Here is a 23,983-nt window from a genome sequence, read left to right as displayed (position 1 = left end):
GTGCGTGCAATAAAATCTAGACATGGCCCCCGCCTCCGACGTTGCCGTCCCTGAACAGCTCGGCCTGCGCGAACGCAAACGCATCGCGACCCGGCAGTCGATTCTGAGGGCGGCGCTTGAGGTCGTACGCGAGCGCGGCCTCGACAACGCCACCGTGGATGAGATCAGCCGCGTCGCCGACATCTCACCTCGCACCTTCTTCAACTACTTCCCGTCGAAAGAGGAGGCGATTCTCGGTGAGACGCCGAGCCTCGCCGGTAACCCCGAAGTCGAATGGTTCGTCGCCGACCGGGGGCCGATTCTGCCCGGAATCGCCCGCGTGATCATCGATGGCTCCAACCGACTGCTCTCCGATCCCGAGTTGCTTGCCGAGCGCCGAGCCGTCACCAAGTTGTACCCCGAGCTCGGGGTGCGCCGCATGGCGAGCGTTCACAACTTCGAGAACGAGCTCGCCGAGGTGGCCGGCCGACGGCTGCGCGGCGAGTTTCCTGAGATGACGGATGCTGAGGCCGCCGATCGCGCGCGCCTCGTCGCGCTCACCTCGTTCGCGTTCGTGCGGCACGCCTGGTTCGCCTGGATCGACCACCCCGACGCGAACCGGTCACTCGGTCAACTGGTCGAGGAGGCGTTCACGCGAGGGGCCGAACTGGTGGCGTCGTCGTATCCGGCGCAGGTCGGCTAAACTTTCGGACGGTTCGGCTCTGCCGCACCCCGCCGCCTTAGCTCAGTTGGTAGAGCGATTCACTCGTAATGAATAGGTCGTCAGTTCGATTCTGACAGGTGGCTCAGTTCAGGCCTTCTCACGCAGCGCGCCCTTCGCGCGCAGCAGCGGCATCCAAATGTCGTCGACGATCTCCTCGATCACGCTGTCGGGCGAGCGCTTCAGATTCACCAGCAGTTCGTAGCGCATGAGGGTCGCCGGCAATTCGATCGTGCGGGTGTCGAGCACCGACGGGTCGATCTCACCTCGAGCGGCCGCGCGATCGAGGATCAGGTCCATGGTGCTGTCGCCGCCTTGCGGTCCGGTTTGCAGCAGTCGCTTGAGTTCGAAGAAGGTCGTGCCGGTCGCTCGGAAGTAGTCGTTGAGTTGCGCGCTCATCAGTGCCGCGAAGCCGGCGCGTGCCGCGCTGACGCGCTGCAACAGGATGACGATGTCGTCGCGCAGGTTGCCCGTGTCAGGCACCTGGATCGGGTTACGTGCGCGCTCGTGATCGATGGCGGCGAGCATGAGCTGGTCGCGATCGCTCCAGCGCCGGTACAGCACCGGGCGGCTGGTGCCGGCGCGCGCCGCAATCGACTCGAACGTGAAGGCGGCGTAGCCGTTCTCGGTCAGTTCTGCCCAGGCGGCTTCGAGGATGGCATCCTCAAGTTCCGCTCCGCGTCGGCGGGTGCCGGTCTCGCGCTTTAGGTCCACTGGCGTATCTTATCCCGACGGCGTAACGTACCCGAAGTTAGATACAACTTCGTACCCTAAGGCGATCATGTCGAACACGACGAGCACCACCACCACCACCACGTCAGCGAAGCTCGACCCAGCGGTCATCCGCATCGCCATCGCGCTGCTCACCGGCGCCATCGCGGTCATCTTCGACACGACCATCGTCGCGGTCGCCCTGCACCAGTTGGCCGCCGACCTCAACACCGACGTCGCCACCATCCAATGGGTGAGCACCGGGTACCTGCTGGCTCTCGGCGTCACGATCCCGCTGGTTGGCTGGCTCCAGAGCCGCCTGGGGGGCAAGCGGCTGTGGATGATGGCGCTCACCCTCTTCTTGATCGGATCGATACTGTGCGCCGCCGCGTGGAATGTTGAGAGTCTGATCGCGTTCCGGGTCGTCCAAGGTCTCGGCGGCGGCGCCATGCTGCCGCTGCTCACGACGATGATCATGCAGGCCGCCCGCGGTCAAAACATCAGTCGCCTGATGGCGACGGTCGCGCTGCCCACGGCCCTGGGCCCGATTCTCGGCCCGGTGATCGGCGGCCTCATCCTGGCCGTCGGCTCGTGGCAGTGGCTGTTTCTGGTGAACATCCCGCTCGGAGTGGTCGGCCTCATCCTGGCCTGGCGGATGCTGCCTGCCGATGGCCCCCGCAAGCCGATCCGATTGGATGTCGTCGGCTTCGTGCTGCTCGCGCCGGCGCTGGTCGCCCTGCTCTGGGGGCTGTCGAACGTCGCCGGGGACGGCGGTTTCGCCAACGTCGATGTCATCGCCCCGCTCGCCGCAGGCGTTGTGCTGCTCGTCGCCTTCGTGCTGTGGGCGCTGCGCAAGAAGCTGGACCCGCTGCTGGATCTTCGCGTGCTGCGTCACCGGGCGACCTGGTCGGCGACGGCCCTGATGTTTCTCAGCGGCGCCTCGTTGTACGGTTCCATGTTGCTGCTACCTCTCTACTGGCAGGAACTGCGGGGAGCAGATGCCCTGGGCGCCGGTTTGCTCCTCATCCCCCAGGGGGTTGGGTCACTTCTGAGTCGTTCGCTCGCCGCTCGGCTGATGGATCGCATCGGCGGCCGCGCTGTCGCCCTGCTGGGCTTCGCCCTCGTCGCTGTCGCCACAGTTCCCTTCGCTTTCGCGGATGGCACCACGTCGATCTGGCTGCTCGGCGCCATCCTGTTGGTGCGCGGACTGGGCATGGGCATCGTCTTCATCCCGCTGCTGGCGGTGGCGTTTCTCGGACTCGAGCACGACGAGGTGCCGCACGCGAGCGTTATCACCCGGATCGCACAGCAGATCGGTGGCTCGCTCGGAGTCGCGCTGCTGGCGGTCATCCTGGCCGTTTCGGCAACCGCGGCCGGCTCTCTTGTCGTCGGGTTCCAGATCGCGTTCTGGTGGGCTGTCGGCTTCAGCGTCGTCTCGGTCGGGCTCGCGTTCATCCTGCCCGGACGTCCTCGCACGGTCGTCGAACTCACTCCCGAAGAGGTGCCGAAAGCAGCCGAACTGGCCTGACCGCTGAGGGGGTCGCTACACGGCCCATTTCTGAGCGCATTTGCGGCGCGCCGGGCGATTCTTGCCCCCAGTGCGGGGGTCCAAACGCTCGTTTGGGGTCTTTTCGGCTTGATTCGGCCCGAAGCGGGGCATACCGTCAGTGAACCGACGCAACTCTGAGGGGGGATGCGTTCGGCTTGGTCCGGGGGGGCTAAGACATGAAACGAACATTGATTCTGTCGACCGTCTTCACGGCGGTTCTCGTTCTGGTGCTGCCGTTCATCGGCGGCGGCGGGCCTTCTCTCCTGTCGAGCGCACAAGCGGCTCCGGTTTCGGCCGGCCCCGCCATCGCATCGCTGCTCGTCGTGGAACCCTCGTCGTCGGCCATTTCGGCCGCAACCCAGACCATCGACTTCGCGACCGCCGCGGCGGCTCCGACCAACGTCGACGCTGAGCACCTGGCGCAAAAGCCGGTTCCCAAGCCGCTTCCGGTTGTGAGTTCTGCCGGTCGGGCAAGCGGCACCGTCGAACGTCGTGCCGCGCTCGAAGAAGCTGGCCAGTCCTGCCCCGGCAACGTCGGCGGCTCGACCGGCGGCGCGCCCGGCATCACCTCGGCTGGCGGAGTCGGGGGCACCACCTCGGATGACCTGGCCTCGTTCGCCGCGACCTACAACCAGATTCGCGTCGACAACTGCCTCAACCCGGTGCCGCTCGCGAACTTCCGTTACGACTCCTGCATGGAATCTCGTTTGTTCTGGATTGCGGAAGACCCGAGCGAAGACCCGGCCAGCGCCTGGGGCCACAAGCCCCAGACCCGCTCCGACGGCGTTCCCGACACGGGCTGCGACGGCAACCTCGCCGGCGGTTCCGGCAACTCGGGTGCGACTGTCGCCACCAAGTGGTGGAACTCCGCACCGCACCGCCTCTCGCTGTACCGCCCCTCGTACACCGGCGGCACGGGCGGGGTCTGCATCTACTTCGCAATGTCGCACGGCGGCATCCCGAACGAGGCCTACTCGTTCACGCGGGCCGCGGCTCGCTGGGGTGGCTGCTGATCGGCTAACGCCGTCGCCACGTCGGCCCCTTCTCACACGCGGCATCCCGAACGGGTCGGGATGCCGCGGGTGAGAAGGGGTCGACTGCATTTTTGGCTCGCCGCCGCTTCTGCGGCGCGCGTGGGTGGGCGCCAGCCGCGCGCGAGCGCCCGACGCCCACGCCCAGGCCCGCGGAGCTCCAGGGTGGGTCGCGTACCATTACGGGGTGACTGACGAGCAGCCGATGAGCCGCAGGGCGGCTCGGGAAGCTCAGGATGCGGTGTCGCGCCGCAGGCCGACGACATCCCGAGGCCGGGCGGCGTCTGCCCCCTCGAACGGAGCCCTGCCCGCGGAAGGCGGCGACCTCCCCCGGAAGGGCATCGGCGGCTTCTTCGCTCAGCATCCGACCGGGTGGCTGGTGGGCGCCCTCGCGATCGTGTTTGTCCTCCTCGGCACCGGCGCTGTGTTCGCCGGGGTCTCGGTCGGATCCGCTGCGGCCGTCGCGCCGTCGGCGACGCCGACACCCGAACCGCCCCGATCCGTGCCGGACGGGGACCTCACGGCCAGCAGGTTGCGCACCTGTTCGGTCGCGCTGCCGGCGGCTGACGGCCGTCTGATGGACTTCTCGGGTTCCGTCATGCGGGCCGACACGGGTGAGGTGCTGTTCGACCGCGGTGGCACAACGGCCTCTTCCACCGCGAGCGTGATGAAGGTGCTGACGGCGGCGGCAGCGCTCTCGGTGCTCGGGCCGGACTATCAAATCAAGACCTCGGTTTTCGCCGGCTCCACCCCCGGCTCGATCGTTCTCGTCGGCCGGGGCGACGCGACCCTGAGCGCTCTGCCCGCAGGGTCGGAGAGCGTCTACAAGGGCGCCCCGAAACTCGATGATCTCGCCGCCCAAGTGCTCGCCGCCTACCAAGGCCCGGCGCCGATCACGAGCATCGTGCTGGATGCCAGCTACTGGTCGAGCGCCGACAAGTGGGACCCGTCGTGGAAGCGTTCCGAGCAGACCACCGGCTACCACTCCGAGGTGACCGCACTTCAGGTGGATGGCGACCGCGCCGACCCGACGCGGCAAACCAGCCCGCGCAGTACCGACCCGATTGGCCGGGCGGGCCAAGAGTTTCTGGATGCTCTCCGCGCCGCCGACACCGCGCACATCATTGACCCGAACGTCACCTTCTCGACCGGGACAGCGCTCGGCGGCACGGCTCTGCTCGGCGAAGTGCAGTCGCAGCCGCTGAAAACGCTGATCAACTACATGCTTCAGGTGAGCGACAACACGCTCGCCGAGATGCTCGCCCGCATCACCTCAAAGCAGTCCTCGCTGAACGGCTCGGCGGCGTCGCTGCAGCAGGCCATCCCGAGCGCCCTCATCGACTATGTGATGCCGGACGGCGGCCCGGGGATCAACGGGGCCGGGCTCACGATCCGTGACGGCTCCGGATTGAGCGACCTCAACGCGGTGCCGCCTCAGGTCATTGCGCGTCTGATGACCGCAATCAACGCGGGTTCGCAGAATCTCGACGTGATCAGCTCAAGCCTTCCTATTGCGGGTAAGACCGGAACACTGGCGTCCCGCTACACCGGCGCCAATGCGGTTGCTCGCGGCCACGTGCAAGCCAAGACCGGGTGGATCGACACCGAATACTCCGAGGCCGGCATCATTCAGTCGGCCGACGGCACCGTGCTCACCTTCGCGTTCTACGCGATCGGCGGGGGCATCAAAGACAACGCTCGCGAAGCACTCGACACGGTCGCGACCGCTGTCTACACCTGCGGCGACAACCTCTCGAACAACTGACCGGGGACCAGCTCCATGCGCGCACTCTTCGTCATCGATGTGCAGAACGACTTCACCGAAGGGGGAGCGTTGGGTGTGGATGGCGGCGCCGCGGTGGCCGAGCACATCACCGAATACCTGCGTGCGCATCCCGATCGCTACGACCTGGTGATCGCCTCACGCGACTGGCACGACGGCGACAGCGATAACGGCGGGCACTTTGCGGCCGATGGAGTTACCCCGGATTTTGTGGAGACCTGGCCGCGGCACTGCGTCGCCGGCACACCCGGCGCGCAGTACCACCCGGCACTCGACACCTCGCTGATCGACGTGCATGTGAAGAAGGGGCAGGGCGTCCCCGCGTACTCGATCTTCGAGGGGACGACCGCGTCCGGCGAGGAGCTCATCGACGTGCTCGACTCCCGCGAGATCACTCAGGTCGACGTCGTCGGGATCGCGACCGACTACTGCGTGCTGGCTTCCGCCCGCGATGCTCTGGATGCCGGCCGCGAGGTCACCGTGCTCACCGACCTGGTGGCTGGGGTGGCTCCCGAGTCGTCGCGCGCGGCGCTCGCCGAACTCGAAGCCGCGGGCGCCGACCTCGCTACGGTGTTGATGTGAAGCGCGTACTGAGAGTCGTCATCCCGGCGTTCGTGATGATCGCCTGGCTCGCCGCGGCGAGCGTCGGCGGACCGACGTTCGGCAAGATTTCGAGCGTCTCGACGAACGACCAGGCGAGTTTCCTCCCAGCTTCCGCAGAGTCGACCGAGGTCTCGTCGCTGATTCCCGCATTCGCGGGGAGCGACAACATCCCGGCCATCGTCATCGCCGCGCGCGCGGGTGGCTTGACGGATGCCGACCTCGCGTTCCTCGACGACTACGCCGGGCGTGTTGCCAAGCAGCCGAGCATCGGCGACGGAGTCAGCCCCGTCATCCCGTCGGCTGATGGTGAGGCCGCGCAGATCTTCGTGCCGATCGCGGGGGGCGTGCGCGACAGTGTGGGCGCGCTCGACGGTCTACTACGCGATGCGCCCGCCGGACTCGAAACTCACGTGACCGGCCCGGCCGGATTCACCTCCGACCTGGTGACCGGCTTCACGGGGATCGACGGCGTCCTTCTGCTTGTCGCGGTCGCCGCCGTGCTCGTCATTTTGATCCTGGTGTACCGGTCGCCGCTGCTGCCGCTGATCGTGCTCGCGACCGCGATGTTCGCCCTCTGTGCCGCGATCCTCGTGGTGTATCTGCTGGCGGCCGCGAAGATCGTGACGATCAACGGGCAGGTGCAGGGCATCCTGTTCATTTTGGTGATCGGCGCCGCGACCGACTACGCGCTGCTCTACGTCTCGCGGTATCGCGAAGCGCTGCGCGACAACGCGACGCGGTGGGATGCGACCTGGGCGGCGCTGCGCGGAAGCGTCGAGCCGATTCTCGCCTCGGGGCTCACGGTGATCGCGGGGCTCCTCTGCCTGCTGTTCAGCGACCTCAACTCGAATAAGGCGCTGGGGCCGGTCGCGGCGATCGGTATCGCCTTCGCGATTCTCGCCGCCCTGACGTTCCTGCCAGCTCTGCTGCTCGCCGCCGGTCGCACCGCGTTCTGGCCGCGTCGACCGAGAGTCGGCACCGCGCACCCTGTCGTCACCGGTGCTTCCGCGAAGGGGCTGTGGGCGGGCGTCGCCCGGCTCATCGCCAAGCGGGCCCGCGTGGTGTGGGCGGTCTGCATCGTGGTGCTGCTCGCCGCGACCGGCGGGCTCGCGCTGTTCCACGCCGACGGCGTTCCGCAGAGCGACCTCGTGCTCGGCCCGTCCGACGCCCGCGACGGACAGGTGCTCATCGGCAAACACTTCGACGCCGGATCCGGCTCACCCGCCGTGATCGTCGGCGACCAGAAACTGCTCACCCAACTGGCGGATGCCGCGGCCGGCCTCGACGGGGTCGCGGGCGGAATCAACGCCCTCAGCGACAACTCGCCGACCGGTTACATGCCGGTGGGCACCGACGCCGAGCCGTTCCCGATCCCGACCTTCGCGCCGCTGGTACCCACCGTCGTCGACGGGCAGGTCATGCTGCAGGCGACCCTCACCGACGCCGCCGACTCGTTTGCTGCCGAACAGACCGTGCGACAGCTTCGGGATGCCGTGCACGCGGTCGACCCGTCAGCTCTCGTGGGCGGGGTCACGGCTCTCGCGCTCGACACCAACGACACCGCGATCCGCGACCGCACGGTCATCATCCCGATCGTGCTGCTCGTGATCCTGGTCATCCTGATTCTGTTGCTGCGCTCACTGATCGCGCCGCTGATCCTGATCGGCAGCGTCATCCTGTCGTTCGCCGCCTCGCTCGGGGTCGCTGGACTGGTGTTCCAGGGGGTGTTCCACTTCTCGGGCGCCGACCCGTCGGTGCCGCTGTTCGGGTTCGTGTTCCTCGTCGCGCTCGGGGTGGATTACAACATTTTCTTGATGACCCGGGTGCGCGAAGAGACCAAGCTGCACGGAGCCCGGGAGGGCATCCTGCGCGGTCTCGCCGTGACCGGCGGCGTCATCACCTCGGCCGGAGTCGTGCTGGCAGCGACCTTCGCGGCACTCGGGGTGATCCCCATCCTGTTCCTCGCCCAGATCGCGTTCATCGTCGCGTTCGGTGTGCTGCTCGACACGATCGTCGTGCGGTCGCTGCTCGTGCCCGCGGTCATCTACGACCTGGGGCGGTTCAGCTGGTGGCCGTCCCGGTTGTCGCGGCAGACTGAACCCGTACTGAACCGGAAGGATGCCTGATGGCAGCTCAACTCGTCATGGCCGCCGCGGTGGTGGTCGCGATTCTGCTCGCGGTCGGCCTCGTGTTGACCGTGTTCTTCAACTTCGGCTGAAGCCGTCGTTCGTCACCTGACGACGCGGAATCGCAGGTGGGTCACGCTGGCGTAGGCGGCCGTGTTCAGCCTTTCCAGCTTGATCGGGTTTTCGAGGCCGCTGAAAAGCGAGATCCCTTTGCCGAGCAGGACCGGCACCACGTGTAGCTGGATCTCGTCCACCAGGCCTCGCTCGAGACACTGTCGCGCGATGCTTCCGCCGAGGAGGGTAACGCTCTTGTCGCCGGCAGCATCCTGAGCCTCTCTGACTGCGAGCGCGATGTCGTCGATGACGAAGCGGTAGGTCGTGCCGTCCTTCTCGATCGGCGCGTGGGGTGTGTGCGTCATGAGGAACACCGGAACCTTGAGGGTTCCGCCGTAGGGCTCTTCGCCCTCATCGATCGTCTGGGTCTTGTTGGCGCCGCCCAGAACGGCACCAATCTCGGCCATGACGTCGTTCAACACCTCGCGGTCCTCTGCGGCTTCGGTGAAGCCGAACATCCAGTCGACCCCGCCGTCGCCGTCGGCCATGAAGCCGTCGAGGGTGACCGTTGAGTGAATCAGAACTTTGCCCATGAGATTCCTCCGTCGGTCGAGTCTGGCGAGCGAGCCTGACGGTCACCCGAGTGTCGCCCGACCGCAGAGGCTCAGGTCAGCCGGCGGCTTCCTCGGCTTCTTCGCCGTGCTTCACGATGTCGCCGTCCTGGAACAGAATCCCCTGGGCGATCGCGCGCCACTTCGGCTTCGCGCGCAACAGAAACTCCAGCTCCATGCTGAAGTGCTTGTACTCCTCACCGAGTGAGTCGATCATGATCGCGCGCGCGACTTTGTCTTTCTCGACGGCAATTCGCTGCTCGTACCAGCCGATCGCGTCGGCCTCCTCCGACAGGCTCGCGCACATCCGAGCAAAGGTGCGTACCTCTTCGGAAAGTTCCTGCGGCGGCTCGTGATACTGATCGGTGGACATAGCGGCTCCCGTTCGATTCGGATGTTTCGACAGCTCGCAGACTACGTTCTTCCCCTGCACCGCGGAGATCCTTGACTGTCATCCACATCGGTGTCTAGCGGTTGGGCATTGAAAGTGTCTAGTCGCTTTACTACGGTGGGTGCGAGCGCAAGATGTGGTGAGACGGATCCGTTCGTCGGGCGGGGGTGGTTGCGATGACATACGACGTCGAGGTGAGCCGTGAAGGCTCGCACTGGCTCGCGACGATCCGGGGCCTTGAGGGCGCCCACACGTACGCCGGCAACATGACCGCCTTGCACGCCAACATCCAAGAGGTCATCGCGCTCGTGAACGACGAACCAGCGGGCGCTGAGCCCGCGCCGATCCGACTTCATTTCGTTGACGGAATGGACGCCCTTCTCACGGAGGCCGTTAAGGTCGGTGAGGAACGTGAGCAGGCCGAGTCGGCGATTTCCGCGGTTCAGGAGGCGTCCCATGGGATGGCTGCGCGAATGGCAGCAGCCGGCTATTCAGTCCGCGATATCGCGGGGCTCCTTCGGGTTACTCCTGGGAGGGTGTCACAACTTCTCGCGGAACATCGCCCGCTGATCGCGGCCACTCGAGGCAGAGCCTCTTAGGCCATTCGACCCAGATCGACCGAGATTGCGGATGCCGCATCCAGCAACGCGGGACGCAGCGCCTCCGCCTGCTGCGCGGCAGGCGACCCGTCGGCTGTCATCGACACGTTGATCGCTGCGACGACTTCGGTTCCCCGCCGCACGGGTGCCGCGAGGGACCGAATGCCGTGCTCCAGTTCGCCATCGATGAGCGCCCAGCCCTGGCCGCGCACGCGGTCGAGCTCTTGCCGCAACGCCGACTCGGTGACGATCGTGCGAGGCGTGAAAGCCGTCGCGGTGAAACCCTCGAAGTAGGTGTCGAGTGCCTGTTCGTCTAAGGATGCGAGCAAAATGCGACCCATCGAGGTCACCGAGGCGGGAAACCGGGTGCCGATCGTGATCGCCACCGACATGATGCGGCGGGTGGGAACGCGGGCGACGTAAACGACATCCCGACCGTCGAGAACGGCGGTGGATGTCGACTCGCCGACCGCTCGGGATAGCGCCTCGAGGTGAGGTTGCGCGACCTCGGTGAGGCTCAGGGAGGAGAGGTACGAGAACCCGAGTTCGAGCACGCGTGGGGTGAGTTCGAACTTGCCGTCGTGCGACCGCACGTACCCTTCGGTTTCGAGAGTGAGCAGGAATCGGCGGGCGGTGGCACGAGTCATCCCGGTCGTGCGGGCGACGTCGGAGAGCGACTGCCGCGGTGTCTCGGCCCCGAACGCGCGGATGACCGCGAGCCCGCGCGCGAGCGACTGCACGTAGGTGCTGCCGTCGGGTTCGGGCACTAGCGCTCCAAGACGATGGCGAGACCCTGGCCGACGCCGATGCAGATCGTGACCACGGCTACGCCGCTGCCGCGGTGCTTCAACTCGTGCGCGGCGCGGGCGATGAGGCGCCCGCCCGAAGCCCCGAGTGGATGCCCGATCGCGATCGCGCCGCCGGTGACGTTGAGCTTTTCGGGATCCAGCTCGGGCCACAGCTTCAAGCAAGCGAGGGTCTGTGACGCGAAGGCTTCGTTGAGCTCGACGAAGTCGACATCCGCCCAGGTCTTGCCCGCTCGGGCTAGCGCACGGTTCGCCGCCTCGACCGGGGCGACCCCGAAGTACTGTGGTTCGTTGGCGGCCACCCCGCGCCCGGTGATGCGGGCGAGCGGTTCGGTGTCGAGCGCTCCTTCGGCACCCAGGAGCACCATCGAGGATCCGTCGTTGAGCGGTGACGAGTTGCCCGCCGTGACGCTTCCGGTCTCGGAGAAGGCCGGCTTGAGCCCGGCGAGGGCGTCGAGGGTGGTGTCGGCCCGGATGGCTTCGTCGCGCGCCAGGTCGCTGCCCGGTGCTGCGACGATCTCGTTCGCGAAGACCCCGGAATCCCACGCGGCGGCGGCACGTTGGTGCGAGCGCAGGGCGAAGGCATCCTGCTCCTCACGGGAGATGCCGTACTTCTCGGCGAGTAGTTCGGCGCTGCCGCCGAGGGAGATGGTCCACTCCGACGGCATCTTCGGGTTCACCAGTCGCCACCCCAAGGTCGTCGAGACGAGGGTCTCGTTGCCGGCCGGGTAGGGCTTCTCGGGCTTCTGCAGCACGTAGGGCGCGCGGCTCATCGACTCCACCCCGCCCGCGATGACGACCGCGGCATCCCCAACCTCGATGGCCCGCGATGCCTGGATCGCAGCGTCGACCCCTGACCCGCACAGTCGGTTCGTCGTGCTTCCCGGGACGGTGACCGGCAGTCCGGCGAGCAGCACGGCCATGCGCGCGACGTCGCGGTTGTCTTCGCCGGCCTGGTTGGCATCCCCGAGGATGACGTCATCGATCCGCGCGGGGTCGAAGTCGGGATGCCGCTCGAGCAGCGCTTTCAGAGTGGATGCCGCGAGGTCATCCGGTCGGATGCCGGCGAGGGCTTTGCCGTAGCGCCCGAACGGGGTGCGCACGGCGTCGTAGACGAACGCGGCGGTCATGCCATCTCCAAGCTGAGGCCGGTCAACTCGTTGAGTTCAACGAGGGTGGTGCCGAAGAGTTCGATCACGTGGGCGCCGTCGCGGCCGACCGCGATCACCGCGTGGTCGGTGTAGACGCGGCTGACGCATCCGATGCCGGTGAGCGGGTAGGTGCAGGCCTCGACGAGTTTGCTCGACCCATCCTTGGTGAGCAGGTCGGTCATCACCCAGACCTGTTTGGCGCCGATCGCGAGATCCATCGCGCCACCCACCGCCGGGATCGCGTCGGGCTCACCGGTGTGCCAGTTGGCGAGGTCACCCTGTGTGCTCACTTGAAAGGCTCCGAGCACGCACACGTCGAGGTGCCCGCCGCGCATCATCGCGAACGAGTCGGCATGGTGGAAGTACGCGGCCCCCGGCTCGGCGATCACCGGAATCTTGCCGGCGTTGATCAGGTCGGGGTCGATCTCGTCGCCGACGGCGGCGCGGCCCATTCCGAGCAGCCCGTTCTCGGTGTGCAGCGTCACATCGCGCTCGGGGTCGAGATGGTCGGCGACGAGGGTCGGCGCGCCGATTCCGAGGTTCACATAGGCGCCATACGGGATGTCGTCGGCCACCCGTTTCGCGAGATCATCCCTGCTCAACGGAGCCATTCGCGCATCCCCACTTCCACAATGCGGTCGGTGTACAGCGCCGGGGTGACGATGCTCTCGGGGTCGAGGTCGCCGACCTCGACGATCTGGTCGACCTGCGCGATCGTCACGGTCGCGGCGGTCGCCATCACCGGGTTGAAGTTGCGGCTCGTCTCGCGGTACACGAGGTTGCCGAGGCGGTCGCCCTTGAACGCGCCGATGAGGGCGTAGTCGCCCCGGATCGGGGACTCGAGCACGTACGTTCTGCCGTCGATGACGCGTTCCTCTTTGCCTTCGGCGAGCAGCGTGCCGACGCCGGTGGGGGAGAAGAAGCCACCGATCCCGGCGCCCGCTGCTCTGATGCGCTCAGCCAGGTTTCCTTGAGGCACGACTTCGAGCTCGATCTTGCCCGCGCGGTATAGCTCGTCAAACACGTAGGAGTCGATCTGCCTGGGGAATGAGCAGATGACCTTGCAGACGCGGCCGGCTTTGAGTAGCGATGCGAGGCCGGTGTCGCCGTTGCCCGCGTTGTTCGCCACGATGGTCAGGTCTTTCGCGCCCTGCTCGAGGAGTCCGTCGATCAGTGCGATCGGCTGGCCGGCGAGGCCGAAGCCGCCCACGAGTACCGTCGCGCCGTCTTGGATGCCTTCGAGCGCGGCCGCGATATTCGGGACGATCTTTGTCCGCATGTCGTGTCCTCACTCGCTCGTTCGGGATGCGTACGAACGTTCTCGTTAAGAACAGATTATCGGACGTCGGCAGCGGTAGGCGAAGGATGCCGTCTACTTCTCGTTTCGTCGGTAGCCATCGCTAGGCTCACCGATGAGCAATCGCTCGTCGCCGAGGGAGCCCAATATGCAGTTGATTACATTTACGCTGCAGGGCTATCGACGTTTCGTTGCGCCGACGTCGGTAAAGCTGCACAGCGACCTGATCGCTTTTGTGGGGCCGAACGAAGCCGGTAAGAGTTCGATTCTGAAGGCACTGACTCATCTCAACTCGGACCTCCCCTTTGCACGCAATGAGCTACCGCGACGTTCGCCAGGTGCGACGCCGAATCTCAAGTGGCAACTGCAGCTCGAGGCACCTGATAAGGACGCGCTCAAGTCAATACCCGAAGCGGTAGACGTCGAGCGGGTATCAATCGAAAAGGGGGCCGACGGCAAACGGGTTTGGACGCTTCATCCGGAGGTGTTCAGGGATCGAACTCATCGAGCCCAAGCGCATACGCGCGCTCTGTTGAGTTCACCCCGAATCGAGGCGGCCCTCAAGGCCTTCGTGGTCGAAGGTGCAATGGGAGCGATCGTCGACCTTCTGAGTTTCGATGGCGAGTTGGATGACACCCAGGTGTCGCAGCTCGGAAAGCTCGCATCGGACTTGGACTTGGCTCTTGACGCCATTCCTGCGGCGGAGATCGACGTTACAACCGAAAAGATGGCCAGGGATCTCGCAGGCAGCTTGCGGGCGCTCGAGACACTTGAGCGGGGCACCCATCCACGAGAAAGAATCCGCGCGGCGCTCGAGCCTCTAGTGCCCGCCCTACGCCTCTTCGATGTCGCGGATCGAGACCTCAAAACGGAGTACGACCTCAATGAGGAAGCCGACAAACCGTCGCCAGCGCTCCGACATCTCGCAGAGCTCTGCGACCTTGATCTTGTGGCCCTTCGCGACGAAATCGCGATCGGGGAAGTTGCGGACGCATCTACCCGCAGAAACAGGGCAAATGACGCTCTTCGTGCTGCCTTCAGCGCGTGGAATCAGGAGGCGATTGCGCTCCAGCTCGAGTTCCAGGGCTCGCTTCTTCACGTTCAAGTAATAACCCCTGGTGACGAAGGTCTTTCGAGCATCGAGGACCGAAGCGAAGGCATGCGGTGGTTTGCGACATTGCTGGCCTTCACGCAAGGAGCAGGCAATAGACCTATCTTGCTCGCCGACGAGATTGAAACGCATCTTCACTACGACGCACAGGCTGACCTCGTCGAGGTGCTTTCAAAGCAGAATCTGGCGTCGAAGGTCATCTACACGACTCACTCATTTGGGTGCCTCCCGAATGATCTCGGAAACGGGGTCCGGGTTGTTAAACAGATCGATGGATCGACCTCCCAAGTGAAGAATGGGTTCTGGGAAGGCGGTTCCGGCTTTTCGCCGCTCTTGGTAAGCATGGGGGCTGCAGCCGTCACTTTTACCCCCACTAGGCGTGCAGTGATCGGCGAAGGCGCAACCGAGGCAATCATCCTCCCGACGCTGCTTCGGCAAGCCGCGAAAGTAGCGCGACTCAGCTTCCAAGTAGCTCCTGGCCTTTCGAGCGTCGCGGCCGCCAGCGTTTCCGACCTTGAGCTTGAAGCGGGGAGAGTCGCCTACCTAGTCGATGGCGACGAAGGTGGTTTGAAGATCAAGGAGAAGCTCCTTCGCACGGTGGCACCGGACCGCATCGTGGTGCTCGCGTTGCCCGGTACCGATGAAGCGCTAGAAACGGAGGACCTCATCGATAAGGAGGTCTATGCCCGCTCGGTGAACGAAGAACTCCGGATGTGGAACACGATGAAGAGTGAGATCACTGTCGGCGAGTTGCCAAACACGATGAGAACCAAAGCCGTCGAGGCCTGGTGCAAGAGGAGGCGCATCTCGGCACCTGACAAGGCCGCAGTAGCTCAGCGAATTGCAAATGAGAGCTCCGGCCGCAACGTTGTTGCGCCTGAATGTGTCGACCTGGTCATCGGGCTTCTTGGCCGTCTCGAGATGGCGCTCGCTTTCACCCCCGAGGGCACCTCGGCCAGTGCGCGTTGACTCGACACCGGCTCCGCCGGGTCGCCCTGCCATAAATCAGCTTGCGGTGTGCTTACTGGTGCCGCAATTCGTGCACCCTGGCGATGCGAACCGCCAGCGCATTCCCCGATGCGCGACTCTGCACCAGTCGCTCGAGCCTTGCGAGCATCCCGTCAGTGTCGACTCCAGCGAGAGGCGCCCTAGCCGCAACCGTCGGGAAGCCTCAGTCGCGCCATGAGTGCTTCGGCTCGTACCCGAGCACTTCGCGAGCGTGAGCGATCCCCAACAGCGTCTCGTGCTCCCCAAGCTCCCCCCGAACTTCCACGGAGGGAAGGAACGCCTCCAGCAACGACGCACTCGACCGCTCCATGACGGTGTCGGCCGCCGCGATGATGAACCGGTCGAAGCCGGGGCGGCCGGCATCCAGTGCGAGCACGACCGCCTGCGCGGCGTCGCGGGCGTCGATGTAGCCCCAGAGGTTCCACTTGCGGCTGGCCGGATCATCCTGAAACGCCGCGAAGCTCGGGTAGTCGTCGGGGGTCATCACGTTCGAGAAGCGGAGTGCGGTGATCGAGAGGTCGGCATCCCAGCGCACCACCTTGCGGGCGAGTTCCTCTTCGAGGTGCTTGCCGAGCGAGTAGACGCTCTCGGGGCGGGTGTCGTACTCCTCGTCGACCGGCACGTAGGGCGGCGCAATGTCGAACGGCAGGCCGAGCACGGTCTCGCTCGAGGCCAAGACGACGCGGTGGATGCCGGCCTTGCGTGCACCGTGGATGACGTTGAACGCCGCGAGCATGTTGTTGCGGAAGGTGGCGACATCCGTTTCGACCCCGGGGGCGGGAATGGCGCCCAGGTGCACGACCGCGTCGAGTCCGCGGTGCCGTCCGTCGATGCTGGTCAGCGCGTCGAAGACGGAACCCGAGTCGGTGAGGTCGATGCGCGTGAAGCCCGCACGCCGGGGGCCGACCTGGTCGAGGGCGATGACGTCGTGCCCGGCCGCCCGCAGTTCGCGTTCGACGACGGTGCCGAGCTTTCCGTTCGAGCCAGTGAGTGCGATCCTCATGTGTTACTCCTCGTGTGCCTGCGACTTGCCTCGGTCAGGTTACCCGCGCCCGACTCAGGGTTTGCTGGAGTTGACGCGGGTCCTAGTCTTCGACACATGACGATGGATCCGGCCGAGACCAACGGCGACCACTACAAGGTGATCTTCGAGAACGATTCCGTGCGGGTGCTCTCGTACAAAGATGCGCCGGGCGAGAAGACCACGCCGCACGAGCATCCCAACAGCGTGATGTACACGCTCGGCCCGTTCAGCCGGCGGCTGATCTCCGGCGATCAGCAACGGGATGTCGACATGCCCGGCGGCGTCGCGGTCTGGCTTGCCGCGCAGGAGCATTCGGGCGAGAACATCGGAACCACCAACACCGAGGTCGTTTTCGTCGAGCTCAAGGATGGGTCGCTCGGCGGGCGCACCGCCGGAGCGCTCGGCCCGCAAGCTTCCAGTAAGTAAGCAGCAGAAGCTGAGGACTATCACTGATGGACGAGCTGAAGCCCATGCATAACCCGCCGCACCCCGGCGAGTTCATCTCTGGGGTCTACCTCGAGCCCTTCGGCGTCAGTGGTCGCGCCCTCGCCAAACAGCTCGACGTGTCGCCGTCGACTCTCAGCCGAGTGCTGAACGGCGCGAGCAAGGTGACTCCCGAGATGGCGCTGCGCCTGTCCAAGGCGCTGGGGCGACGTGCGGAAAGCTGGCTAGCGATGCAGGATGCCCATGACTTGTGGATCGCGCGCCAGAGCCTCAACCTTGATCGGGTGCGGTCGCTCGACTTCACTGCTGACTGAAAGCTCCTGAGGGCCACAAGACGATCTCTTGGCTCACGCCGCGCACCTGTGGATTGTTGACGCGACAGCCTCAGCTCTCCATATACTCGATTCATTGCTCCCCGCCGTCTCCGGATTGGCGGGGATTTTTCTACCCGCAGGGACGTAGATGGTTCTTCGAGCTTCGGTTGTCATTGACTACCAGAATGTGCACCTCACTGCCCGCCAGGTTTTCGAGCCGACTGCGGAAAAGCACGATTGCCTGATCAACCCCATGCAGTTCGCGCGTCGCGCGATCTTGCAGCGCAACTCAGGGCAGCGAGAGGGCCATCCCGTCGCAGAACTAGCGACAGTGACGGTCTATCGAGGACTTCCTCACGTCGACCATGACTGGGCATGACTGGGAGCAAAACCGTCGCTGTCTTGACCAGGCAGCCCAGTGGCGCAGAGACGGCGCCGATGTGGATCTGAGAGATCTCAAGTATCGGTACCAATACGGCGCAAACGGACTACCCCTCAGCGACGTCAACGGTAAGAAGGTCCCGGTTGGTCGACCTGAAGAAAAGGGCATCGACGTTCTCTGCGCGCTCGCCTGCATGCGCGAAGCCTCTCGGCCTGACATCGACGTTGTGATCCTGGCATCGCGTGACACCGACCTCGTCCCGGTGCTTGACGAATCATTTGATTTCCACGGTGCCGACCCGGCGCGCTACGCGCGAATTGAGACAGTGTCCTGGTTCAACCCGAGGTGGCGGGAAGAGGGAACTCGGAGCTACGGATCGCTGGTGCCCACCGCACCGCGACGCATCTGGAACACCAACCTTGATCGGTCGTGTTTCGAGGCATCGATCGATCGCACCGACTACCGCTAGTCGGCCTCGCCCAGCGTTTCCCTGAGCAGGGCCGTCCCGTGATTTGCAACAGGCACTCCGCGGTACAGACCGACCTGCAGGATCACCTCACGGATCTCTTCCCGCGTCAGCCCGTTCGTGATCGCGGCACGAAAGTGCATCGGCACTTCCTCCCAGTAGCCCGCGGTCATCAGCACCGAGAGCACGACGATCGACCGCGCTCGGCGATCCAACCCGGGCCGCGACCAAATGTCGCCCCACGCGACGCGCGTGATGTAGTCCTGAAAGTCAGCATTGTCGGGATGCGTTCCCGCCACAGCACGGTCGACGTGCTCGTCGCCCAGCACCTCACGCCGCACTTTCATCCCGGCCGAATGCCGCGCATCATCCGAATGAGTCATCAGTCCACCTCCGACAGCAGTATCGACGCAACCTCGTCAGGCTTCTCGACCGCCGCGAGGTGCGACGCCCGGCCGATCACGTGCAGCGAGCCGTGGCGGGCTGAGGCGACGGAGGCTTCGGCATCGACGATCGGGATGATCGGATCCTCCGCCCCGGCGATGATCGAGTACGGCATCGGGAGGTCGCGCACGGAGCTCCGCAGGTCAGTTGCGCCGAGCGCCTCGACGCACAGCGCGTAACTTTCGTCGTCGACATCCATCAGGTCTTTCAGCAGACCGCCGACCACGGACGGCTCCTCGGCCGAGAAACCGGGGACGAACCAGCGCTTTGACGTCGCGTCGACCAGCGACGGGGTGCCCGAGGCACGAACCTGGGCGGCGCGTTCGATCCAGGTTTCCGGCGTCGCGATTTTCGGTAGCGAGCAGACCAGGGTGAGCGCGGTCACGCGTTCGGGAGCGAGCAACGCGAACGCCAGCCCGACGATGCCGCCGAGTGAGATGCCGGCGTAGGCGACGCGGCTCAGCCCGGCGGCATCCACCGCCCGCAGCAGTCCTTCGGCGACCTCATCCACCGAGAACGGTGTCGTCGTCGCGGGCGAAACGCCGTGGCCGGGCAGGTCCCACCCGAAGAGTGGATGCCGTTCCGCCAACAACGGACGCGCACGATCCCAGACAGCTGCGACGCGAGTGCCCAGCGATGGTCCGAGCAGCAGCGGAATGCCGCTCCCGCCCGATGCGAGGGGGACCAGTCGGATGTCGGGGACGCTCATGACAGCTCCTCTTCGACGGCCGCCAGCATCCGGGTCGTCAGCTCGTCGGCCGAGCCGAGGTAGTCGGCAGGAGTCGCTGCGCCGCCAAACTTCGCGCTCTCGGCCAGAAGATCGTCGGCGGCGGCAGCGACATTCGCCGCGATCACCGAGGTGTGCACCCGCAGTCCGTCGGCCAACTCGAGTCCGGTCGCCGCGGCCCCACCCGCGAGACGCAGCAGATCGCGCAGGGTCGACCACTCGGAGTGCCAGGCCCCATCCGGACGCTCATCGACTGTGACGGCCGCCGCGTGCAGCGCGGCCCCGAGGAACGGGGCACGCGTCGCGGCCGAGACGAGCAGCACGGCGCGGACGGGGTTCGACTTGTGCGGCATCGTCGATGAACCGCCGTCGGCTCCGTCGTCGAGTTCGCCGACCCGGGCGAGGGCGGCGACGTTGCGGCCGATCGTGCCGAGACTGTCGACGAGTTCCACCAGCGCGTCGGCCAGGCGGGTGATCGGGGAGCGCAGCACGTGCCAGGGCGCGACCGGCTCGGCGAGGCGCAGCGTGCTCGCGAGACGAGTCGCGACCGAGACCCCATCGACGCCGGAGGCGGTGAAGGCAGCGAGGGTTCCCGAGGCGCCGCCGAGTTGCACGGGCAACGCGGCCGCGGCGGCGCGGAGTGCGGCGATCGATCGAGCGAGCGACCACGCCCAGCCCGCGAGCTTCAGTCCGAGGGTCGTCGGGGTCGCGGTCTGCGTGAGGGTGCGACCCGTGATCACCGTGGCGCGGTGCGTCTCGGCCTGCGCGGCCAGTTTGCGCGCGGCGACGGTGGCGTCGATGAGCAGCACGGCGACGGCATCCCGAGCGATCATCACGAGCGCGGTGTCGAGTGCGTCTTGCGAGGTCGCCCCCCGGTGCAGCCAGTGAGCGGCGTCGGGGTCGAGGCGCGATCGCAGGGCGGCCAGGAACGGGATGACGGGGTTGCCCCCCGCGCGAGCCTCGGCCGCGATCGCCGCCGGGTCGAGGTCGCCGTCGAGCTGGGCGCCCACTTGTGCGATCGAGGTGGCCACGCCATCCGGAGCCGTGACGGTGGCCAGCGCTACCTCGAAACGCAGCAGGGCGGCGAGCACGGCAGCATCCGAGGTCATCGACGCAATCGACCGGCCCGCCCAGAGGGGGTCGAGCAGGCCGAAGTCACCGGCGTCGTCGCGCTCAGTTGAAGGCAAGAAAGACGGTCTCCTTCTCGCCCTGAAGGTGGATGTCGTGGCGGAGTCCGCCGTCGACCGGCGTCGCGATCAGGGTCGCGCGCCTCTCCGGGGTGAGCGACGCGAGGAACGGGTCGCTGTCGGAAGCGGGCGAGGGCACGTAGATGCGGGTGTGCAGCCGCGCGAGCAGACCACGCGCGAACACCACGGTCGCGAAGAACGCAGCCTTGCCCTCGGCAGTCGGAGCGGGCAGCACCGTCGTGAACTGGAAGTAGCCGTCATCGTCCGAACCCGAGCGCCCAAACCCGCCGAACGAGCCGGATTTGCGCACCAGGTTGCCGGAGTCCGTCGGGATGTTGCCCGCGGCATCCGCCTGCCAGATCTCGATCACAGCATCCGGAACCGGGTTGCCCTTCGCGTCGAACACATGACCGCTGAGCACGATCGAGCCCACGCTTCCGGCCGGCACGAGTTCTTCGCCGGCGGCGTACTGCATTCCGATCGCGTAATACGGTCCGACGGTCTGGTCGGCGGTGGGATAGAGCTTCTCGGTGACGCTCAACTCTCCTCCTCCGGGCCGTCTTCGCTTTCGAACCAGGTGCGGTTGGTGCCGCTCAGCACGATGTCCCAACGGTATCCGAGAGCCCAGTCCGGCACGCTGACATCGTGCGCGTAATCGGCGATCAGCGACTTCTGCCCGCGCTTCGAGGTGATGGACTGAAAGATCGGGTCGAGCGGCATCAACTGGTCCCCGGGAAAGTACATCTGCGTCACCACGCGTTGCGTGAACTCGCTGCCGAAGACCGAGAAGTGGATGTGCGCGGGCCGCCACGCGTTCTGATGGTTGGGCCACGGGTAGGCGCCGGGCTTGATCGTGACGAACGTGTAGCTGCCGTCGTCATCGGTGAGCACGCGGCCGACGCCGTTGAAGTTCGGGTCGAGCGGCGCAGGATGCCGTTCCTTCTTCTGCCGGTAGCGGCCCCCCGCGTTCGCCTGCCAGATCTCGACCAGCTGGCGCTTCGCTGGGCGCCCCTCGGTATCCGTCACTTTGCCGGTCACGATGATGCGTTCGCCCTGCGGTTCGCCGTTCACCTGACTCGTGAGGTCGTACTCGGTCCAGTGCACGTCGCGGTTGCCGAACGCGGGGCTGGCCAACTCGATCGTCTCGGGGTCGACCAGTTCGAGGTTCGCGCTGGGATGCCGCAGGATGCTCGAGCGGTACGGCGGGTAGTCGACGAGGGTGCGGTGCGCCCCCCAGTTCGGGTCGCTGCTGGTCGGCCGGTTCTTCGCGATGTCGGCGATCTCGGCGCTGATGTCATCCTGCGTGGGATGGCCGGGCGGATAACTCGCGCCCTTCGGGATGTCGGTCTGCTGCATCGTCACTCCTCTGTGTCGGTGTCAGGTCTGTGTCGAGTCAGGTCGGTGTCGGTGTCACGGTGTCACCGCTTCCGGCTCGACGCCATCATCGCATCCCACTCAGTGGGACGCACTAGCCGCCGAGATCGTCGAGGGTCGACTCGATCGCTGCGGCGGCTCGGCGCAACAGCGGCAGCATCCTCGTCTCGTCGTAACTCGCGGTATGGCAGACGATGCCGATCGCGGCGGGCGGGATGCCGGGCCGCTCGCGCAGGCAGATCGCGATCGAGACGTTGCCGAGGGTCATCTCTTGATGCGTGAGTGCCCACCCGCGGGCGGCCTCGGTCGCGATCACCTCGCGCAGCCGTGTCGGGTCGGTGATCGTGTGATGCGTTTCGCGTTCCAACGGGTGCGACAGGTAGTCGTCGAGCCACTCGGCCGGTCGGGTTGAGAGGAGCGCGCGGCCGACCCCGGTCGGATGCAGCGGATGCCGCTCGCCGACCTGGCTCAGCGTCGGGATGGCGCGCTTGCCGCTCGCCTTCGCGATGTACAACACCTCGCGCCCGGTCAGCACGCCGAGATGCACGTTCTCGCCCGTGCGGTCGTACAGCTCGATGAGTTCGGGAAGCGCCGCCTCGCGCAACCTCCGCAGCACCGCGGAGCGTTCGCCGAGTTCCCAGAGGCCGAGGCCCATCACGACCGCGCCGTCGGCGGTGCGTTCAACCGCGCCGAGTCTGGTCAACTCAGCGGCCAAGCGATGGGTTGTCGAGAGGGGCAGGTCGGCCGCGCGGGCGAGGTCGGCGACCGTGATCGGTTCGCCGTCCGCGGGGAGTGCGCGCAGCATCCGGCCCGCTCGTTCGAGCAGCGACACCCCGGGTTCTGACGACCGACCGGCCATCAGGTAGGCGGCGGGATTCTGCGCAGCTCGTCGGCGAGCGACTCATCGTCGAGAAGCGGAGTCGCGAGAACCTCGACAGCTCGCGGAACGTCGCGCACCGCCGTCGAACGCTGCCATCGACCGTCCTCGAACCAGACGAGATCGCCGAGCGGCCAACTGGGCACGATCGGCGTGCGCGGCACCCAGGGCGGCGCGTCGGCGAAGAAGTCGAATGGATGTCGTGGTGCCGGATCGGTCAGCTCACGATCGAACGCCGTCAACACCGCCCACGACGGGTTGAACTGCACGAGATCCATGCGGCTGCCCGCGGGGTCGACGTACGAGTCTGCGGTGTCGCCCGACATCCAGATGTGGTCGATCCCGCGGCTGTGGAACGCCCCGGCGAGGGTGCGCCACCGCATTCGAAGCGTGGCGAGGTCGGGCAACTTCACGGCGTCGCTCATACGCGCGAGTCTAGAGATCAGACCAGCAACTGGTGTTTGGCGAGGTCGCGGTAGAGCGGGGTACTCTTCACCAACTCAGAGTGGGTGCCGATGCCGATCACCTCGCCGTGCTCAAGTACGACGATCTGGTCGGAGTCAACGACGGTCGACAGTCGGTGGGCGATGACCAGAAGCGTGCGGTGTTCGGCGACCGCGTCGATCGCTTCGCGCAGCAACTGCTCGTTGAGTCCGTCGAGGCTCGAGGTCGATTCGTCGAGCAACAGGATGGGCGGAGCCGCCAGCAGCGCCCGCGCGATCGCGAGACGTTGGCGCTCGCCGCCGGAGAGCATGATGCCGTCCTCGCCGACCGGCGCGTCGAGCCCGGCCGGATCGCGGTCGAGCACCTCGCCGAGGTTCACGTCACGCAGCACCCGGATGCACGCTTCATCGGTCGCCTCGGGGGATCCGAGTTTCAGGTTGTCGCGCAGCGTGCCGGCGAGCACCGGGGCATCCTGTTCGACATACCCGATCTGTGCGCGGAGGTCATCCCGTGCCAGCCCCCGGATGTCGATCCCGCCGAGTCGCACGACACCGGAGTCGGGATCGTAGAACCGCTCGATGAGCGCGAACACCGTGCTCTTGCCGGCGCCCGACGGTCCGACCAGCGCGACCCGTGACCCGCGTTGCACCTCGAAGGTGACGCCCTTGAGTACCTCGCGGCTCTCAGGTGTTGACGGGTGCTCGGGTGCGGCGCCGGTCGCGGGGTCGGGGCCTTCCTGAGGTTCGCGCGTCGCAATCGGTCCACCCGA

The 23,983-nt window shown here is 66.2% G+C and carries 27 protein-coding genes and 1 tRNA gene; 12 read left to right on the top strand and 16 right to left on the bottom strand.

The genetic code is table 11. The features are described 5' to 3' along the window. Positions 1 to 22: 22 nt before the first annotated feature. Positions 23 to 682: a TetR family transcriptional regulator gene (locus tag ABIR17_RS02930; protein WP_348002866.1), complete on the top strand. Its 660-nt coding sequence runs from the start codon at positions 23 to 25 to the stop codon at positions 680 to 682. Positions 683 to 713: 31 nt separating this feature from the next. Next, a tRNA-Thr gene (locus ABIR17_RS02925) sits at positions 714 to 786 on the top strand. A 4-nt stretch (positions 787 to 790) separates the two neighbouring features. On the opposite strand, the gene ABIR17_RS02920 is transcribed toward ABIR17_RS02925, so the two are convergent. Beyond that, entirely contained in the window at positions 791 to 1,414 is a 624-nt protein-coding gene (locus ABIR17_RS02920; protein ID WP_348002865.1) for a TetR/AcrR family transcriptional regulator, read from the bottom strand. A gap of 67 nt (positions 1,415 to 1,481) precedes the next feature. Between ABIR17_RS02920 and ABIR17_RS02915 the strand changes: the two genes are divergently transcribed. The 5 genes from ABIR17_RS02915 (at position 1,482) to ABIR17_RS02895 (ending at position 8,503) form a co-directional block, all read left to right on the top strand. Further along, positions 1,482 to 2,939, top strand: coding sequence for an MDR family MFS transporter (locus ABIR17_RS02915; RefSeq protein ID WP_348002864.1), 1,458 nt, complete (start codon positions 1,482 to 1,484; stop codon positions 2,937 to 2,939). Between the two features lie 197 nt (positions 2,940 to 3,136). Next, positions 3,137 to 3,973, top strand: coding sequence for a hypothetical protein (locus tag ABIR17_RS02910; RefSeq protein WP_348002863.1), 837 nt, complete (start codon positions 3,137 to 3,139; stop codon positions 3,971 to 3,973). Between the two features lie 205 nt (positions 3,974 to 4,178). Then, a complete protein-coding gene (locus ABIR17_RS02905; protein ID WP_348002862.1) occupies positions 4,179 to 5,756 on the top strand; it encodes a D-alanyl-D-alanine carboxypeptidase in 1,578 nt (525 codons plus the stop codon). Between the two features lie 15 nt (positions 5,757 to 5,771). Further along, on the top strand, positions 5,772 to 6,356 hold the full coding sequence (locus tag ABIR17_RS02900; RefSeq protein WP_348002861.1) for an isochorismatase family protein: 585 nt from the start codon (positions 5,772 to 5,774) through the stop codon (positions 6,354 to 6,356). 35 nt (positions 6,357 to 6,391) lie between these two features. After that, entirely contained in the window at positions 6,392 to 8,503 is a 2,112-nt protein-coding gene (locus ABIR17_RS02895) for an MMPL family transporter (protein WP_348002912.1), read from the top strand. Between the two features lie 104 nt (positions 8,504 to 8,607). On the opposite strand, the gene ABIR17_RS02890 is transcribed toward ABIR17_RS02895, so the two are convergent. Further along, positions 8,608 to 9,150 carry a dihydrofolate reductase family protein gene (locus ABIR17_RS02890; RefSeq protein ID WP_348002860.1) on the bottom strand — a complete coding sequence of 181 codons (543 nt, stop codon included), beginning with the start codon at positions 9,148 to 9,150 and terminating at the stop codon, positions 8,608 to 8,610. A 76-nt stretch (positions 9,151 to 9,226) separates the two neighbouring features. After that, positions 9,227 to 9,541, bottom strand: coding sequence for a hypothetical protein (locus tag ABIR17_RS02885; protein WP_348002859.1), 315 nt, complete (start codon positions 9,539 to 9,541; stop codon positions 9,227 to 9,229). Between the two features lie 194 nt (positions 9,542 to 9,735). Here ABIR17_RS02885 and ABIR17_RS02880 point away from each other — a divergent pair, with 194 nt between their 5' ends. After that, positions 9,736 to 10,158 carry a hypothetical protein gene (locus ABIR17_RS02880; protein ID WP_348002858.1) on the top strand — a complete coding sequence of 141 codons (423 nt, stop codon included), beginning with the start codon at positions 9,736 to 9,738 and terminating at the stop codon, positions 10,156 to 10,158. Here the strand turns inward: ABIR17_RS02880 and ABIR17_RS02875 are convergent. From ABIR17_RS02875 to ABIR17_RS02860, 4 genes are read right to left on the bottom strand one after another with little or no spacing between them, the layout of a single operon-like run. After that, the gene (locus ABIR17_RS02875) at positions 10,155 to 10,925 is read right to left on the bottom strand and encodes an IclR family transcriptional regulator C-terminal domain-containing protein (RefSeq protein ID WP_348002857.1); all 771 of its coding nucleotides are present in this window, start codon (positions 10,923 to 10,925) and stop codon (positions 10,155 to 10,157) included. The genes ABIR17_RS02880 and ABIR17_RS02875 overlap by 4 nt on opposite strands. Beyond that, positions 10,925 to 12,094 (bottom strand): thiolase family protein, encoded by a 1,170-nt coding sequence (locus tag ABIR17_RS02870; RefSeq protein ID WP_348002856.1) that lies wholly within the window; start codon positions 12,092 to 12,094, stop codon positions 10,925 to 10,927. Before ABIR17_RS02870 ends, ABIR17_RS02875 begins: the two co-directional genes overlap by 1 nt. Then, positions 12,091 to 12,726 (bottom strand): 3-oxoacid CoA-transferase subunit B, encoded by a 636-nt coding sequence (locus tag ABIR17_RS02865; protein WP_348002855.1) that lies wholly within the window; start codon positions 12,724 to 12,726, stop codon positions 12,091 to 12,093. Before ABIR17_RS02865 ends, ABIR17_RS02870 begins: the two co-directional genes overlap by 4 nt. Continuing rightward, positions 12,714 to 13,394, bottom strand: a complete 681-nt coding sequence (locus ABIR17_RS02860) for a 3-oxoacid CoA-transferase subunit A (RefSeq protein ID WP_348002854.1) — start codon at positions 13,392 to 13,394, stop codon at positions 12,714 to 12,716. Before ABIR17_RS02860 ends, ABIR17_RS02865 begins: the two co-directional genes overlap by 13 nt. 133 nt (positions 13,395 to 13,527) lie before the next feature. Between ABIR17_RS02860 and ABIR17_RS02855 the strand changes: the two genes are divergently transcribed. Next, entirely contained in the window at positions 13,528 to 15,492 is a 1,965-nt protein-coding gene (locus ABIR17_RS02855) for an AAA family ATPase (protein ID WP_348002853.1), read from the top strand. A gap of 202 nt (positions 15,493 to 15,694) precedes the next feature. Here ABIR17_RS02855 and ABIR17_RS02850 read toward each other — a convergent pair whose 3' ends face one another. Then, positions 15,695 to 16,534, bottom strand: coding sequence for an NAD(P)-dependent oxidoreductase (locus tag ABIR17_RS02850; RefSeq protein WP_348002852.1), 840 nt, complete (start codon positions 16,532 to 16,534; stop codon positions 15,695 to 15,697). Positions 16,535 to 16,630: 96 nt separating this feature from the next. Here ABIR17_RS02850 and ABIR17_RS02845 point away from each other — a divergent pair, with 96 nt between their 5' ends. The 3 genes from ABIR17_RS02845 (at position 16,631) to ABIR17_RS02835 (ending at position 18,164) form a co-directional block, all read left to right on the top strand. After that, entirely contained in the window at positions 16,631 to 16,981 is a 351-nt protein-coding gene (locus ABIR17_RS02845) for a cytoplasmic protein (protein WP_348002851.1), read from the top strand. Positions 16,982 to 17,007: 26 nt separating this feature from the next. Beyond that, on the top strand, positions 17,008 to 17,313 hold the full coding sequence (locus tag ABIR17_RS02840; RefSeq protein ID WP_348002850.1) for a HigA family addiction module antitoxin: 306 nt from the start codon (positions 17,008 to 17,010) through the stop codon (positions 17,311 to 17,313). 440 nt (positions 17,314 to 17,753) lie between these two features. Then, on the top strand, positions 17,754 to 18,164 hold the full coding sequence (locus ABIR17_RS02835; protein WP_348002849.1) for a hypothetical protein: 411 nt from the start codon (positions 17,754 to 17,756) through the stop codon (positions 18,162 to 18,164). On the opposite strand, the gene ABIR17_RS02830 is transcribed toward ABIR17_RS02835, so the two are convergent. From ABIR17_RS02830 to ABIR17_RS02795, 8 genes are all read right to left on the bottom strand, one after another. Continuing rightward, the gene (locus ABIR17_RS02830; RefSeq protein ID WP_348002848.1) at positions 18,161 to 18,544 is read right to left on the bottom strand and encodes a carboxymuconolactone decarboxylase family protein; all 384 of its coding nucleotides are present in this window, start codon (positions 18,542 to 18,544) and stop codon (positions 18,161 to 18,163) included. The two genes, ABIR17_RS02835 and ABIR17_RS02830, sit on opposite strands and share 4 nt — an antisense overlap. Beyond that, positions 18,544 to 19,314, bottom strand: a complete 771-nt coding sequence (locus tag ABIR17_RS02825) for an alpha/beta fold hydrolase (RefSeq protein WP_348002847.1) — start codon at positions 19,312 to 19,314, stop codon at positions 18,544 to 18,546. Before ABIR17_RS02825 ends, ABIR17_RS02830 begins: the two co-directional genes overlap by 1 nt. Next, positions 19,311 to 20,519, bottom strand: a complete 1,209-nt coding sequence (locus tag ABIR17_RS02820; RefSeq protein ID WP_348002846.1) for a lyase family protein — start codon at positions 20,517 to 20,519, stop codon at positions 19,311 to 19,313. Before ABIR17_RS02820 ends, ABIR17_RS02825 begins: the two co-directional genes overlap by 4 nt. Continuing rightward, the gene (gene pcaG, locus ABIR17_RS02815; protein WP_348002845.1) at positions 20,506 to 21,060 is read right to left on the bottom strand and encodes a protocatechuate 3,4-dioxygenase subunit alpha; all 555 of its coding nucleotides are present in this window, start codon (positions 21,058 to 21,060) and stop codon (positions 20,506 to 20,508) included. Before pcaG ends, ABIR17_RS02820 begins: the two co-directional genes overlap by 14 nt. Then, entirely contained in the window at positions 21,057 to 21,875 is an 819-nt protein-coding gene (gene pcaH, locus ABIR17_RS02810; RefSeq protein WP_348002844.1) for a protocatechuate 3,4-dioxygenase subunit beta, read from the bottom strand. The genes pcaG and pcaH overlap by 4 nt, the downstream gene beginning before the upstream one ends. 112 nt (positions 21,876 to 21,987) lie before the next feature. After that, entirely contained in the window at positions 21,988 to 22,725 is a 738-nt protein-coding gene (locus ABIR17_RS02805; protein WP_348002843.1) for an IclR family transcriptional regulator, read from the bottom strand. Positions 22,726 to 22,751: 26 nt separating this feature from the next. Continuing rightward, on the bottom strand, positions 22,752 to 23,195 hold the full coding sequence (locus ABIR17_RS02800) for a hypothetical protein (protein ID WP_348002842.1): 444 nt from the start codon (positions 23,193 to 23,195) through the stop codon (positions 22,752 to 22,754). A 17-nt stretch (positions 23,196 to 23,212) separates the two neighbouring features. Then, positions 23,213 to 23,983, bottom strand: a 771-nt coding sequence (locus ABIR17_RS02795) for an ABC transporter ATP-binding protein (RefSeq protein ID WP_348002841.1), incomplete at its 5' end; no start/stop codon positions are given.

It is taken from the genome of Pseudolysinimonas sp., from assembly GCF_039912695.1.
Classification (GTDB): Bacteria; Actinomycetota; Actinomycetes; order Actinomycetales; family Microbacteriaceae; genus Pseudolysinimonas_A.
The sequence above is the reverse complement of the archived record's forward strand: the minus strand, read 5'-3'. Positions and strand labels throughout refer to the sequence as shown.